Annotated in this window: 12 protein-coding genes; 6 read left to right on the top strand and 6 right to left on the bottom strand. The window is 66.0% G+C overall.

The genetic code is table 11. The features are described 5' to 3' along the window. Positions 1-25: 25 nt before the first annotated feature. The 5 genes from E6B08_RS11450 to E6B08_RS11430 form a co-directional block, all read right to left on the bottom strand. Positions 26-793, bottom strand: a complete 768-nt coding sequence (locus E6B08_RS11450; protein ID WP_136914094.1) for an SDR family oxidoreductase — start codon at positions 791-793, stop codon at positions 26-28. Then, the gene (locus tag E6B08_RS11445; RefSeq protein WP_136914093.1) at positions 790-2,466 is read right to left on the bottom strand and encodes an FAD-binding protein; all 1,677 of its coding nucleotides are present in this window, start codon (positions 2,464-2,466) and stop codon (positions 790-792) included. Before E6B08_RS11445 ends, E6B08_RS11450 begins: the two co-directional genes overlap by 4 nt. Continuing rightward, a complete protein-coding gene (locus E6B08_RS11440) occupies positions 2,463-4,181 on the bottom strand; it encodes an FAD-binding protein (RefSeq protein WP_136914092.1) in 1,719 nt (572 codons plus the stop codon). The genes E6B08_RS11445 and E6B08_RS11440 overlap by 4 nt, the downstream gene beginning before the upstream one ends. Positions 4,182-4,321: 140 nt before the next feature. Then, on the bottom strand, positions 4,322-5,902 hold the full coding sequence (locus E6B08_RS11435) for an amidase (protein WP_238349324.1): 1,581 nt from the start codon (positions 5,900-5,902) through the stop codon (positions 4,322-4,324). A gap of 32 nt (positions 5,903-5,934) precedes the next feature. After that, positions 5,935-7,371: a coniferyl aldehyde dehydrogenase gene (locus E6B08_RS11430; RefSeq protein WP_136914090.1), complete on the bottom strand. Its 1,437-nt coding sequence runs from the start codon at positions 7,369-7,371 to the stop codon at positions 5,935-5,937. A gap of 186 nt (positions 7,372-7,557) precedes the next feature. Between E6B08_RS11430 and E6B08_RS11425 the strand changes: the two genes are divergently transcribed. Next, positions 7,558-8,541, top strand: a complete 984-nt coding sequence (locus E6B08_RS11425) for a flavin reductase family protein (protein ID WP_136914089.1) — start codon at positions 7,558-7,560, stop codon at positions 8,539-8,541. Then, positions 8,538-9,872, top strand: a complete 1,335-nt coding sequence (locus E6B08_RS11420; protein WP_192938650.1) for an MFS transporter — start codon at positions 8,538-8,540, stop codon at positions 9,870-9,872. The genes E6B08_RS11425 and E6B08_RS11420 overlap by 4 nt, the downstream gene beginning before the upstream one ends. Positions 9,873-9,880: 8 nt before the next feature. Here E6B08_RS11420 and E6B08_RS11415 read toward each other — a convergent pair whose 3' ends face one another. Further along, a complete protein-coding gene (locus E6B08_RS11415; RefSeq protein ID WP_136914088.1) occupies positions 9,881-10,627 on the bottom strand; it encodes an enoyl-CoA hydratase in 747 nt (248 codons plus the stop codon). Positions 10,628-10,827: 200 nt separating this feature from the next. Here E6B08_RS11415 and E6B08_RS11410 point away from each other — a divergent pair, with 200 nt between their 5' ends. The 4 genes from E6B08_RS11410 (at position 10,828) to E6B08_RS11395 (ending at position 13,781) form a co-directional block, all read left to right on the top strand. Continuing rightward, positions 10,828-11,337, top strand: coding sequence for an RNA polymerase sigma factor (locus tag E6B08_RS11410; protein WP_192938649.1), 510 nt, complete (start codon positions 10,828-10,830; stop codon positions 11,335-11,337). A 65-nt stretch (positions 11,338-11,402) separates the two neighbouring features. Beyond that, complete coding sequence (locus E6B08_RS11405) at positions 11,403-12,167, top strand: FecR family protein (protein WP_238349323.1); 765 nt, start codon at positions 11,403-11,405, stop codon at positions 12,165-12,167. A gap of 88 nt (positions 12,168-12,255) precedes the next feature. Further along, a complete protein-coding gene (locus tag E6B08_RS11400; RefSeq protein ID WP_136914086.1) occupies positions 12,256-12,564 on the top strand; it encodes an STN domain-containing protein in 309 nt (102 codons plus the stop codon). Then, positions 12,555-13,781 carry a TonB-dependent siderophore receptor gene (locus E6B08_RS11395; protein WP_238349322.1) on the top strand — a complete coding sequence of 409 codons (1,227 nt, stop codon included), beginning with the start codon at positions 12,555-12,557 and terminating at the stop codon, positions 13,779-13,781. Before E6B08_RS11400 ends, E6B08_RS11395 begins: the two co-directional genes overlap by 10 nt. Positions 13,782-13,805 lie beyond the last annotated feature (24 nt).

The following is a 13,805-nucleotide window of genomic DNA, read 5'->3' as shown; positions in this document are numbered from 1 at the left end:
GATCATGGGCGCAGCCCGTGCCCCTTCAGATCGACATCACCAACTGCCCGCTGTCGATCCGCAACTCCACCCCGTTCACCGCCCGTGCCTCGTCACTGGCCAGGTACAACACGCTGGCCGCCACATCCTCCGGCAGGCACATGCGGTTCATCGGATCGCTATCGATGGTCAAGCGCGCAGGATCGACCCCCTCGGGAAAGCCCCCGCGCGTCATGTCGGTCAGCACCCCATCTGGATGCAGCGAGTTGCAACGTATGCGGTAACGTCGTCGCCGGCAGAACGCCGCCACCGAGCGGGTCAGCGCTGCCACCGCGCCCTTCGAGGCACTGTAGGCCAGGTAATCGTCGCGCCCGGCAAGGGCCGCCACCGACGACAGGTTGATGATCGAGCCACCGTGCTGTTTCATCAGCGCGATGCCTGCTCGGCAGCCGAGGAACACGCTGGCCGCATTGACCCGCATGAGCCGTTCCCAATCGCCCAGCGATGTCTCCTCGATGTTGCCGGGCTGCAGCATGCCGGCATTGTTGAGCAGGATATCCAGCCGACCATGGCGCTCGGCGACCATAATCATCACCCGCTGCCACTGCGATTCGTCGCTGGCGTCATGCTGAATGAAGCTGGCCGCCGGGCCGAGCGCTTCGGCCAGCGCCGCCCCAGCCTGCTCATCGATATCGCTGATCAAGACCTGGGCGCCCTGCTCCACCAGCAACCGTGCGCTCGCCGCACCGATGCCCCTGGCGCCCCCCGTGACCAGCGCGACCTTATCTTGCACCCGCCCGTTACGTTCGTTCATGACGCCACCTCGCAATCCGAGTTCAGACGTGCGCCGAGCACCACGGCGGCCCCGGCGCGACGGCCGGAGAACACGCAGTCGGCCAGCGACAGGCCACTGATGTAAAGATGAGAAGGAATACCCAGCGCCGTGCGCCCGGCAGCGAACAGCCCGGCGATGGCCTGGCCTGCCTGATCGAGCACCGCACCCGTGCGTTCATCCACGCGCAGGCCTCCAAGGGTCAACGCCCCCAGCGGGAAAATCGGGTTGCCCACGGAAATGTCGCAGGCGTAGAACGGCCCCTGCTCGAGCACCTGGCGACCGCCTGGTGACTTGCCCAACGGATCAGGCGCCAGGCCTCTGGCTGCGGCATTGTTGGTCGACAGCGCCTGGCGCAGGGTCTGCTCCTGCATGCCGGTGGCCCGTGCCAACTGCTGCAGGTGCTTGCCCTTGCGTGCGCCCAGCAGCATCAGCACCAACGCAGGCAACGCCTGGAACCACCAGTAACCCCCGAACAACGCCTCGCGCAGGGCGCGCTTGCGCAGCGGTGCGTCGAGCACCAGCCAGGCCTGACCGCCCTGCTCTTCCATCAACGGCTGGCCAAGGGTGGCGCCATACACCTCTTCGTTGCAGAAGCGCTCGCCGGCGCGGTTGACCACGATGCCCTTGTGCCAACTGTAGGGCGGGTTGATGAAGCGCCAGGCCGATACCCGCTGCAGGCGGTCGCTGGCAGCACCGACACTGAGCCCCAGGCGCAGGCCGCTGCCGTCGCAACCGGTGGTTCCGACCTTGAAGTTGCGGCGAAAGGCCGGCGCATGAGCCTTGATCAACTCGCGGTTGAAGATGAAGCCGCCGGTACTCAGCACCACGCCTTTCGTGGCGCGCACCAACCAGGGCCTGGCGTGCTCGTGCTCAAGCACGCTCAACCGACGACGCAGGCGGTCGCAGTAACCCGGCATGAAATTCTGCAACCGCTCGGCACGCGCCGCCAAGCGTGCATGCTCGCGTGCCACCTTGCTACCCGGTGCCAGACGCCACAACTCGGCGCCGATCACCCGCCCATCGCGGTCGAGCACCAGGCGCCTGGCCGCCGACTGCGGCAAGGGACGCACCCCGGCGCGCAGGCAGGCCGCCTGCAGATGGCTGTACAACACAGCGCCACACTGGCCCTTGCCAACCGTACGGTGGCCGCGTGGTGCCGGCGCCTGGTCACCGGCATAGGCCGGCACCAGTTCGTTGCCTGAGTAATAGAGAAAGGCACCATCGGGCGGGTACGAGGTCTTGCCGCCCGGCGGCATCTGATGGGCAAAAGGCGCGCCGTGGCTTTCCAGCCACTGCAGGTTGGCGACGCTGTCAGTGCAGAATCGCCGCAGCGTGTCCTCGCCGACCACGCCCTGGGTCTCGTGCCGAAGGTAGTCGAACATCGCCTCGGGCGTGTCCGCGAACCCCGCCGCCTGCTGCTGACGGGTACCCCCACCGGCATACACCACCCCGCCGCTGCGGGCGCTGGCACCACCGCCGTTGAAGCGGTCGGCGATCAACACATCGGCGCCTTCGGCACGTGCTTGCAGCGCCGCGCAAGCACCGGCGGCGCCCCAGCCGATGACCAGCACATCGCACTGTGCGGACCACTGCAGCGCAGCCGCGTCATCGACCTGCAAAGGGTCGAGAATCGGCGTGACGGAGGTGCTCATACGACCTCCTGGCGCTGCGCTGCGAGGTGGTTGGCTGCCACGTAGCCGAACGTCATGGCCGGGCCCAGGGTTCCACCGGCGCCGGGGTAGCTGGTGCCCATCACCGAAGCCGAACAGTTGCCGATGGCGTACAGGCCGGCGATGGTCGTGCCGTCCTCACGCAACACCTGGGCCTGGGCATTGGTCAGCAGGCCGCCCTTGGTGCCGATGTCGCCGGCGTCCAGGCGCATGGCGTAGTAGGGTCCCTTGCGCAGCGGCGCCAGGCACGGGTTGGGCTTGATGTTGCAGTCGCCGTAGTAGCGGTCGAAGACATTGCCGCCACGGCCGAAATCCAGGTCGACGCCGGTACGTGCATAGTCGTTGACCTGGGCCACGGTACTGGCCAGGCCCTGGGCATCGACGCCGATCTTGCCGGCCAGTGCTTCGAGGGTATCGGCCTTCCAGTACAGGGTGTCGCGCCACTCCTTGCGCAGGCGGCTATCGGGCATGACCTGGGCCGGCATCAGCGGGCCCATGGCGTAGTTGAAACGGAAATGCCCGTCGAAGATCACCCAGGCCGGCACCGAGCCGCCAGTGCGCGCATTGTCACGGTGCATGGCGTCGACGAATTCCAGGTACGGCGCGGCTTCGTTGACGAAGCGCCGGCCCTGGGCGTTGACCACGATCGCACCGGGGAAGGCGCGCTCGGCGAAGATGCCACGGGGTTTGTCCTCGCCCGGCACGGCGATGGTCGGGGCCCACCAGGCCCAGTCCATCAATGCGGTAGCCGCGCCCTGGGCAAGGCCCGCCTGCAACGCGGCGCCGGTGTTGTTGCCAGGTGGCGTGGCACTCCAGGCCATGCGGGTTGGCTTGGGCAGGTACTGCTCACGCAGGGCCTGGTTCTGCTCGAACCCACCGCTGGCCAGGATGACGCCATGGCGGGCTTGCAGGTCGATGTCGCGGCCCTCGCGATGGATGCGCACACCACGGACCCGACCCTCTTGCACGATCAGTTCGCGAAAATCACTGTTCAGCCACAGCGGCACGTTGCGATCCATCAACGAGCGACGCAGTGAACACACCAGCGAACTGCCCAGGGCGGCGCGGCGGTCGAAGCGGCTCTTGCGGCGCCACTTGAAATCGAGCTTGTAGCGCAGCATCAACCGCAGGATCAGCAGGCGCCAGCCGAAGCTACGGGCCATGGCCTTGTGCGCATCGCGTGCGGTCCAGGCGATGCGGCCCATGAGCAGGGTCGAGGGCGATGGTTTGCGCAGGTTGGCCAGCTCGTCGCCGAGCAGGCTGCTGTCGAACAGCTCAGGGTCAAGCGTGCGTCCGCCGGGCAAGGCGCCCGGCAAGTGCGGGTAGTAATCCGGATACTTCGCCGCCACGGCGTAGCGCACACGGCTGCAGCGGGTGAGCGCCTCGATCATCTTGGGCGCGTTGTCCAGGTAGGCCTGCAGGCGGTCCGGGTCGACCTGGTCGCCTGCCGCGGCATCGAGGTAGCGTCGCGCCTGTTCGGCACTGTCCCTGCCGCCCTGGCGGGCGAAATAATGGTTGTTGGGGATCCAGATGCCGCCCCCGGAAATCGCCGAGGTGCCGCCGAACTTGTCGCTCTTTTCCAGGACCAGCACGCTGAAGGCCTGGTCGGCTAGAAACACCGCCGAGGTCATCGCACCGGCGCCCGAGCCGACCACAATCACGTCGTACTGGGTTTGAGACTGATCTTGAGCCGTCATTGTTGTTGTGCCACTCGCTAAGGTCAGGGAGAAGCCGCCAGCCCCCTGGTGGTACGGCTGGCGGCGTGCATCCCATGATCGGCGCTGGTCGACGGGCACTCATCGTCAAAGCGGACTAGGCGCCCGCCTCGACCCGGCGCCTACAGCAGCGCGCGGCGCCCGGCCCAAGGACGATCCTGTTCGAGTTGGCTGGCCAGGCGCAGCAACACGTCCTCGCCCCCCAGGCGCGCGGTGAACAGCATGCCCACTGGCAAGCCATTGTCGCTGTGGCCCAGCGGCAGCGAGATCGACGGCTGGCCGCTGACGTTGGCCAACACGGTGAAGCCGGCGCTGCCCATCGCCCGCTGGGCGTAGCTGTCCCAGGGCTGGTCGAGGCTGAGCTGCCCAAGTGCCGGGGTGAGGTTGGCGGTGACCGGCGACAGGATCACATCGAAACGGGCGAAGGGTTGCTCCATGGCCGCACCGATGCGCTCGAAGCTCTGCCGGGCGCGGTACATTGCCTCGCCGTTGGTGGCGCGGGCCCGCTCGAGCACCACCTGGGTGACCTGCTCGAAATCAGCCGGGCCTGCACTGCGCCCCAGCGCCTGCTCGCGCTCGTGCACCAGGCTGGTCAGCGCGGTGCCGATCACCGTGCCGTGAGCGCCAAACAACTCACGTGGATCGACGCTCAGTTGCAACTCTTCGATCTCATGGCCCAGGCCGAGCAACTGCTTGATGGTCTGCTCCAGGGTGGCAGCAACCGCCGCATCCAGTGGCGCGCCGGTCAGCGATTGGCGCACCACGGCCACCCGCAGTTTGCCCGGGGCACGCTGCAGCTCGTCCACATAAGGACGCTCCAAGGGTGCGCTCCAGTAGGCACTGCCGGCCTCGTGGCCCTGCCCCGCGTCGAGGAACAGCGCCGTGTCGCGCAGCGTGCGCGATACCACGTTGCCGACGCTGGCGCCGAACCAGCCCTCGTAGTGCAGCGGGCCACTCGGGGTGCGATAGCGACTGGGCTTGAGCCCGACCAGGCCGCAGTAAGACGCCGGAATGCGGATCGAGCCGCCGCCGTCGGTAGCATGCGCCACCGGCACGATGCCGGCTGCCACCGCGGCGGCGGCACCACCCGATGAGCCACCGGCGCTCATGGCCAGGTTCCAGGGGTTGTGGGTCTGGCCCCAGAGCAGCGATTCGGTGGTGGTGGTCAGGCCGAACTCCGGGCAGGTGGTCTTGCCGAACGGCACCGCGCCGGCCTGTTCGTAGCGCGCGATCAAGGTGCTGGTGACACTGGCCGGCGGCGCATCGCGGAACAACCGGCAACCATTGCTGGTGGGCGTGCCTTGCAGGTAGGTGTTGAGGTCCTTGAGCAGCAGCGGCACCCCTGCCAGCGCGCCCTTGGCGCTGTCACCAGCGCTGCGCCGGCGGGCCAGCAAGGCCCGTGCGTACTCTTCGTGCAACATGTTCACCGCACCGACCTTCGGGTTGACTGCGCCATGCCGGGCCAACGCAGCGGCCAGCAGCTCTTCGCCACTGAGGCTGCCGGCACGTACCGCCTCGGCCATGGCCCAGGCATCCAGGCCTTGATAGTCGGCGCCCGACAGGCCGCCGCTGGCAGCGTCGGCAAACCGCCCCAGCAGGCCGGCGCCGACGCCGACGGCGCCGGCCTTGAGCACGCTGCGTCGGGACCAGGGGGCCGGATGGGTGCTCGCGGTGGATTGCGGATCTTTCGTCTGGGTACTCATGGCGTCCTGTTCTTCATTGTTGTGGTTACGCATCAGTCGGCGGTGACCTGGGCCAGCATGGCGGCGAGGTAATGCTCGCCATAGGGCGGCAACAGCCCCCACTCGCGGCGCGGATCGTGCGCCGGGGCCTGGAACACGCTACGCAGGTGGCTGAATTCAAGAAAGCCCTCGCGGCCGTGATAATGCCCCATGCCCGAGGCGCCGACACCCCCGAACGGTGCGTCATGCAGCGCGGCATGCATCATCACGTCGTTGAGCGTCACGCCACCGGAAAGGGTGTGATCGAGCACCCGCTGCTGCTCCTGCGGATCTTTGCCGAAGTAGTAGAGGGCCAAAGGACGAGGCCCGGCGTTGACCTGGGCGATGACGTCGTCCAGTGCGTCATAGGCCAGCACCACCAGCGCCGGCCCGAAGATCTCTTCGTGCATGATCTGCGCCTGCTCGGGTGGGTTGACCACCACCTGTAGTGGCCGCCGACGGTCGTCACCCACACCGGGGAGCGCCTCGGGCATCGACTCGATGCGCGCCCCCCGTTGCCGAGCGTCGCCCACCAGCGCCTCGACCCGCGCCAGGTGGCGGGCGTTGACCACGGCGACCACGTCCGGGTTGCCTGCCACGGTCGGATTGAGCGCGCCGTAGGCGTTGCGCAGCTCGGCGATGAAGGTTTCCAGATCGGCTCGAGGCACGTGGACCAGGTCCGGATTGATGCAGATCTGCCCGGCGTTGCTGGCCTTGGCCACAGCGATGCTGAACGCCGCCTTGGCCAGATCCGCAGTGGCCGACACGATCACCGGCGACTTGCCGCCCAGCTCCAGGGTGACCGGCACCAGGTTCTGCGCGGCGTTGCCCATCACCAGGCGCCCCACCGCCGTGCTCCCGGTGAACACCAGGTGGTCGAACGGCTGGGCGGTGAAGGCATCGGCCAGGTCCGGCCCTCCGGTCACCACGGCGACCTCCAGCGGGTCCAGGTGGGCGGCGCACAGTTCGGCGACCAGCGCAGCGGTGCGTGGCAACACCTCGGAGGGTTTGAGGATGGCCCGATTGCCGGCCGCCAGGGCCGACGCCAGCGGGCTGAACAAGGTGTACAACGGGGCGTTCCAGGTGCCGATGATGCCCACCGAACCCTTGGGTTGGTAGCGAATCCAGGCCTTGGCGCCCAACTGGTCGTACGGCGCGAACGGTGGCCGAGGCTCATCCGCCATCCACTGAGGCAAATTGTCCCTGGCGTGCTTGAGGCTGGCCAGGGCGCCGAGCACATCGTTCATCAAGGTGAAACCGGCTGGCCGACCGCCGAAGTCTTCGTCGATGGCCTGGGTCAGGCGCTGATGATGCGTCACCAACAGGTCGATCACCTGCTGCAGGCGCTGGCGACGGCGTTCGGCAGTGACCGCACCTTCGGCGACGAAGGCGCTTTTCTGCCGCGACAACAGGGCGCCGAGCGCCTGGACCGATGTCGGAACGGGTGGCATGCGTGTCTCCTTTGGCTGTGGATTGCGCCCGATGCGCATGGCGCCACACTAGCCATGACAGCGCGCCTCGCGCCTCGTCCAATCGGACCAGAATCGAGCAAGAGCGTTAGTCCGTTGAGACGATGCCTGGCAAGGCCTGGCGGCCAATACTGGCGCCACGAAAAAGCCATCCGCATGAGGCCAGCCATGACAACGCAACAGATCGGTTTCGACCCCCAGGCCTTCCGCGCCGCACTCGGTACCTTCACCACCGGCGTCACCATCATCACGTCCCAGGGCGAAGACGGCTCACCGGTGGGGATTACCGCCAACAGTTTCAACTCGGTATCGCTGAACCCGCCGCTGGTGCTGTGGAGCCTGTCCAAGCAAGCGCGCAGCCTGCCGGCGTTCAGCAGCGGCAAGCACTGGAACGTGCACGTGTTGTCGATAGAGCAGGAGAAACTGTCCGGCCGCTTCGCCACCCAGGGCGAAGACAAGTTCGCCGAAATCGAGCTCGACAACGGCATCAGCGATGCACCGCTGCTGCAGGACTGCACCGCCCGCTTCCAATGTCGCACCGCCTTTCAGTACGAAGGCGGCGACCATGTGATCTTCGTCGGCGAGGTGCTGGCGTTCGACCACAGCGACCGCGCGCCGCTGGCCTTCCAGAGCGGCCAGTACGCCCTGGCCACACGCAAACCGCGCAGCGAACTGCGCCTGGCCACCACGCCACCGCCACCGGAGTGCAGCTACACCGAAGACCTGCTCGGCTACCTGGTGGGCCGCGGCCACTACCAGGTGCTCAACCTGCTGCGCCAGTTGCTCAGCAACCAGCAGCTGGATGAACAGGCGTTCTTCGTGTTGGCGGTGCTGTCGATCCGCGACAGCCTCACCCTCGACGAGCTCAACACCTTCGTCAGCTACACCGGCCACGTGGTCACCCTGGCCGGCATGCGCTTCCTCGAGCGCCAGGGCCTGGTGGCCATCGAAGGCGCCGGCACGCACCTGCGCTTCGTGCTGACCGCCAACGGTCGCGAGCTTTCCTTGCAGCAGGTGGCCTTGGCCAAGGTGGTGGAAGAAGACCTCATCGGCAAGCTGGGCGAGGCCGATGCCCAGGCACTCAAGGTGCTGCTCAAACGCCTGATCGTGGTCAGCGACCCAGGCCTGCCGGACCTGTGGGCACCACGATGAACAGCGCCGCGCCTGGCTTGCCGAGCACCGCTGTCGGCTGGCGCAGCCATGGCTTGTTGATGCTGCTGGCTGCAGTGTTCGCCGACAACTTCGTGGGCCGGCAGATCCTGGCGGTGATGTTCGAGCCGATCAAGGCCGAGTTCGGCGTTGGCGACAGCGCCCTGGGGCTGATTTCCGGCCTGGCCTTCGCCGCTGTCTATGCGCTGCTTGGCCTGCCCGCCGGCCGCCTGGTCGACCGCCTGCCCCGGGTACGCCTGCTGGGCGTGGCTTGCCTGCTATGGGCGCTGGCGACCATGAGCTGTGGGCTGGCCGGCAGCTTCCTGGTGCTGGCGATGGCGCGCATGCTGGTGGCGGTGAGCGAGGCGCCGACCACCTCGGCGTCGCTGTCGCTGATCGCCGACCTGTATCCACCGCACCGACGTTCGTTCGCCATCAGCTGCTTCACCGCCGCGCCCACGTTTTCGTCGATCATTGGCTTGAGCATCGGCGCCTGGGTGGTCGAACAGTATGGGTGGCGCACGGCGTTCATCGCGCTGGGCCTGCCCGCCCTCGCCTTCGCCGCCATTCTCGGGCTGCTGGTGCGCGAGCCAAAACGCGGTCGCTGGGACCTGAGCCCGCACTCGGTACCTGCGATGCGCCTTGGCCTAGCCGCCGAAGCCAGAGCGCTCTGGGCGCTGCAACCCTACCGCTGGCTGATTCTCGCGGGTGGGCTGACCACCCTCGGTTCCTATGCCGTGGCCATGTGGAATACCAGTTTCCTGGTCCGCTCCCATGGCCTGTCGCTGCAGGACGCCGGCATTCTCGCCGGGGTGGTTTGCGGCGGCGCCGCTGGGGTCGGCGGGCTGTTCAGCGGCTGGTTGAGCGATCGTCTTGGCCGCCGCGCCGCTCATTGGCAACTGTCATTGCCGATTCTGGGCCACCTGGCAGCGATCTCGGCCCTGGCCACCTACCTGTTGTGGCCCAGCGACTTGCTGCTGCACCTGGGTGCCCTGCCGGTGCCGGTGGCCATGCTCTGGTGCGCGTTGTACAGCTTCTTCGCCGTGTGGTGGGTGGCGCCTTCGTACAACCTGGTGACGCAACTGGTGGCGCCACAGCGGCGCGGCACGGCGATGGCCTTGCAGACCATCGTCAGTACCCTGCTGGGCGTGGGCATCGGCCCGTTGCTCACCGGCTTGCTCAGCGACCTGCTGCAGCCACTGTTCGGCCTGCAATCGCTGCGCTACGCATTGCTGCTGGTCAGCCTGCCGGTACTCGGTGCGGTGTTGCTGTTGTTGCGCACCTCGCTGCACGTCACCGGGCAAGCTCGTCAGACGGCCTTGCCCGTGGAGTGAGCCGGCGCTCAGCGCGCGCGGCTGGCGAAGGCGGCGATGGCGGTTTGCGCCGCTTCTTCCTGCAACAGCGTGGCAAAAGCCTGTGCCTCGGCGTCGATACGAGCGCTGGCCTCGGCATATACACCCATCTTGAGCAGGCGCTTGGTCTGGATGACGGCAGCAGAAGGTTGCTTCGCGACCTTCTGCGCCTGGTCCAACGCCCAGGCCTGCACCTCGTCCGCAGGCAACAGGCGGTTGACCAGCCCTGCCCGCAGGGCGAATTCAGCATCGAACGCCTCGCCGAGCAGCAACGTTTGCGCCGCAACCTGGTAACCCAGCAGCCTGGGCAGCAGCAGGCTCGACGCGCCTTCGGGGCACACGCCGAGGTTGACGAAAGGCAGGCTGAACCGTGCGTCGCTCGCCGCATAGACCAGGTCACAATGCAACAGCATGGTGGTGCCGATGCCCACTGCCACGCCGCTGACTGCCGCCACCAACGGCTTGGGAAAATCGTTCAGGGCATGCAGGCACTGCCAGACCGGGGCTTGCAGCTCCAGCGGTGGGTGTTCGATGAAGTCGCCGAGGTCGTTGCCTGCGCAGAACGCCGAACTGCTGCCTTGCAGCAGTACGGCGTGGATGGCGTTGTCTTGCGCGGCGTGGCGCAGTGTATCGGCGAACGCCTGGTACATCGGTGTGGTGAAGGCGTTCTTGCGGGCTGGGCGGTTGAAGGTGACGACGAGTACGCCTGCGGTTTGCTGGGTGAGGATATCGCTCATGCTGCGCTCGGATTGGCAGGGGCCGGGATTGGTGGTCTACCTATAGGGCGTCCTGGTTCGGGTTGAAACGTCCGAATTGAGTAGACTGCCGCCCATTGCTCTGGTTTGCTGGGGGGCGCCATGAGCGCAAGGAATGACGAATTGGCAACCCTCGATCCGCCATGTTATAAATGAGACTCACTATCAATTGAGACGGCGTCATGCCTTCGACCGACAACGATCTGCTGCAAGCTCTGGCCTTGCACTATGACGATTTAGTCGAACATATTCGCCGGCGTTTCTCGAACCAGCACTTTGCCCGCGACGTCGTGCATGACGTTTGCCTGCAGTTGTTGGAAAAGCCGCCACTCAAGGCAATCAGCGTGCCGATCGCCTTCTTGCGCCGCGCCACGCTGAACCGGGCAATCGACCGCCGCCGCGCCGAGAGTACCCGGATCCAGTACGTACAAACGCAGATCCCGTTGGCCGAGCAGTACCGCGATGACCTCGACGGCGCCATCGCGTTGGAGTTCGAGCAACGCTTGCGCGCGCTGCTCGCCGTTATCGATTCGTTGCCGGCACGCCAGCGGCAGATCTTCCTGCTGCATCGCATCCATGGCATGCCTCAGCAGGAGATCGCCGTGGAGCTGGATATTTCGGTAAACATGGTCGCTCAGCATTTCATGCGGGCCATGCGCACCCTTGCCCTGCGCTGGCTACCGGAGGCCTGATCGATGCAATCTCGCCCCCCGCCGACGAGGCCCTGGAGCCCTACGCCGAAGCGCTGCGCAAACGGGTGCCAAGCCGCGAGGCGCTTCTGGCAGAAGCCAAGGCGCAAACTGCCCGCCAGGCCAGCCGTAAACGTAAAGCCGCCGGCACCGCACTGGTGCTGATACTCGCTGGCTGCTTCTGGCTGGCCGACCCGAGCCTGGGCTACCGGGAGGTTCAGGTCGCCAGCCACGGCCGCGAAGTGCTCCGGCTGGACGATGGCAGCGTCATCGAATTGGACGCAGGCAGCGTTCTGCGCCAGGAATACCACCTGCGTAGCCGCCAATTCGAACTGCTCGAGGGTGAAGCCCTGTTCAGCGTGGCGCATCAACCCAAACCGTTCATCGTGCGTAGCCAAGGCGTGACGGTGCGCGACATCGGCACAGTGTTCGATGTACGCAGCGATCGGGTCGGCGTACGCGTGGCAGTGCTTGAAGGTGAGGTGGAGGTGCAAAACAGCGGGACTCGCCAGACCTTGACCGCCCGGCAACAGGTGCAGGCGACCTCAAAGCACATGGGTGCGGTCGAGATCAGCAAGCCCGGTGCGATCGAAGCGTGGCGCCAAGACCTGTTCCATTTCGACGGCACGCCTTTGGACGTGGTAGTGGCGCAACTGCGCCGCCACCGTGTCGCGCCGATTCGGTTGGAGGATGCCGACAGCGCGCAGCATCGCCTGAGCGGCGAGTTCCCCACGGCCAACATCGAGCAACTCATCGACAGCCTGCCGCTGCTCGCACCAGTGCTCGTGCACCGTGAGCAAGATGACAGTGTGAGCGTGGCTGTGCGCCGCTGAAATTTTTCTCAGCGGTACATCAATGTTTCATGCAGGCAAAACGCCAATCCCTATGAAACGCATTCTCACCAGCTACGATAGGGACTCCATGAACCGCTTTGCCTACCCTCTGCGCCAGTCGTCGCTCCTGGCGACCCTAAGCATCCTGCTCGCCGGTCCTCTGCAGGCTGAAACATTGCTGTACCGTATCGACCTGCCGGCCCAGCCGCTGGACCAGTCGCTCAACGCTTTGGCTCGTCAGACCGGTAGCCGCGTTTTGTTCAACACCGATGCTGCCCAGGCCGTGCAGGCCCCAGCACTGCACCAGCAATCGAGCGTCGAGCAGGCGCTGCGCCAGCTGATCAATGGCAGCGCGCTCAGGCTGAGCCGCACCGCCGACGGCCAGGCGTGTACCTGAGCGAGCACAACGGTGCGACCTATCAGGCATTGTGGGATGCACTACCGGTCAACGGTTCGACCGACAATACCTACATCGACTGGGCCACCGACTTCACGACCCATAGCAAGGGGCTGGACGTCTACCTGGACGGCGTGTTCACCGGCCTTGGCTTCGAGCAGAGCTTCCTCCTGGGCGCCAACTATTCACGCATCGACACCGACGACCGCTGGGCCCGCGCGCCCACCTTCGGCGCCGATTCCTCGGCAGTGGACCACCATCGGCCGATGCCCAACATCTATGACCTGGCCAGCCGAGGCAGGGGCGAAACGCCGCAATACCGGATCGAGCAGAAAGGCTTCTACTCGCGCTGGTCGATCAACCTGACCGAGCCGCTGAAGCTGATCGTGGGCGCACGCACCAGTTGGTACGACTACAGCTATGCGTCCGAGAGGTTCGACGGCAGTGCGCCAAGCGAATCAACTACCAAAAGTACGGGCAAGGTTTCGCCCTATGCCGGCCTGGTGTATGCGTTGGACCGTCAATGGTCGGTCTACGCCAGCTACACCGACGTGTTCCAGCCCCAGACCTCGCGCATGGCGTCAGGTTCGGTGGTCGAACCGATCGTGGGCAGCAACTACGAGCTGGGTCTCAAGGGCGAGTTGCTCGATGGCGCGCTGAACACGTCCATCGCGCTGTTCCGCTACGACCAGGAGAATCGCGCCGTACTGGAGCGCAACGGGCCGATGGACTGCGATGGCTGGTATTGCTCCACTGCCTCGGGCAAGGTGCGCAGCCAGGGGTTGGAAGCCCAGGTCAGTGGTGAATTGCTTAGCGGCCTGCAAGTGATGGCGGGCTATGTCTACAACACCACCCGCTACCTTGAGGATGACACGTACAAGGACAAGGTTTTCAGCACCTGGACGCCCAAGCACCAGTTCAAGCTGTGGGCCGACTACACCCTGCCGGGGAACTGGAGTCGGGCCTCGGTTGGCCTGGGTACCACTGCCGTCACGGGTACCACTTCCTACGACCATGTCTTCGATATGCCGGGCTACGCGATCTGGGATGCGCGGGTGGCCTACAAGGTCAGCGACGAGATCACCGTGGCGGCGAACCTGAACAACCTGTTCGACAAGAAGTACTACCTGTCGGCGTACAACACCGTGGACTACAACAACTATTATGGCGATCCGCGTAACGTGATGTTCAGTGTGAAGTACACCCCGGAGCTTTAAGCCTGGAGTGCCATTCGCACCTGG

It is taken from the genome of Pseudomonas putida (assembly GCF_005080685.1).
GTDB lineage: Bacteria > Pseudomonadota > Gammaproteobacteria > Pseudomonadales > Pseudomonadaceae > Aquipseudomonas > Aquipseudomonas putida_V.
The sequence above is the reverse complement of the archived record's forward strand: the minus strand, read 5'-3'. Positions and strand labels throughout refer to the sequence as shown.

Coding starts and splice junctions, on each gene's coding strand:
- E6B08_RS11450 (WP_136914094.1), bottom strand. CDS start 793: ATGAACGAACGTAACGGGCGGGTGCAAGATAAGGTCGCGCTGGTCACG.
- E6B08_RS11440 (WP_136914092.1), bottom strand. CDS start 4,181: ATGACGGCTCAAGATCAGTCTCAAACCCAGTACGACGTGATTGTGGTC.
- E6B08_RS11425 (WP_136914089.1), top strand. CDS start 7,558: ATGACAACGCAACAGATCGGTTTCGACCCCCAGGCCTTCCGCGCCGCA.
- E6B08_RS11445 (WP_136914093.1), bottom strand. CDS start 2,466: ATGAGCACCTCCGTCACGCCGATTCTCGACCCTTTGCAGGTCGATGAC.
- E6B08_RS11400 (WP_136914086.1), top strand. CDS start 12,256: ATGAACCGCTTTGCCTACCCTCTGCGCCAGTCGTCGCTCCTGGCGACC.
- E6B08_RS11410 (WP_192938649.1), top strand. CDS start 10,828: ATGCCTTCGACCGACAACGATCTGCTGCAAGCTCTGGCCTTGCACTAT.
- E6B08_RS11435 (WP_238349324.1), bottom strand. CDS start 5,902: ATGAGTACCCAGACGAAAGATCCGCAATCCACCGCGAGCACCCATCCG.
- E6B08_RS11430 (WP_136914090.1), bottom strand. CDS start 7,371: ATGCCACCCGTTCCGACATCGGTCCAGGCGCTCGGCGCCCTGTTGTCG.
- E6B08_RS11420 (WP_192938650.1), top strand. CDS start 8,538: ATGAACAGCGCCGCGCCTGGCTTGCCGAGCACCGCTGTCGGCTGGCGC.
- E6B08_RS11415 (WP_136914088.1), bottom strand. CDS start 10,627: ATGAGCGATATCCTCACCCAGCAAACCGCAGGCGTACTCGTCGTCACC.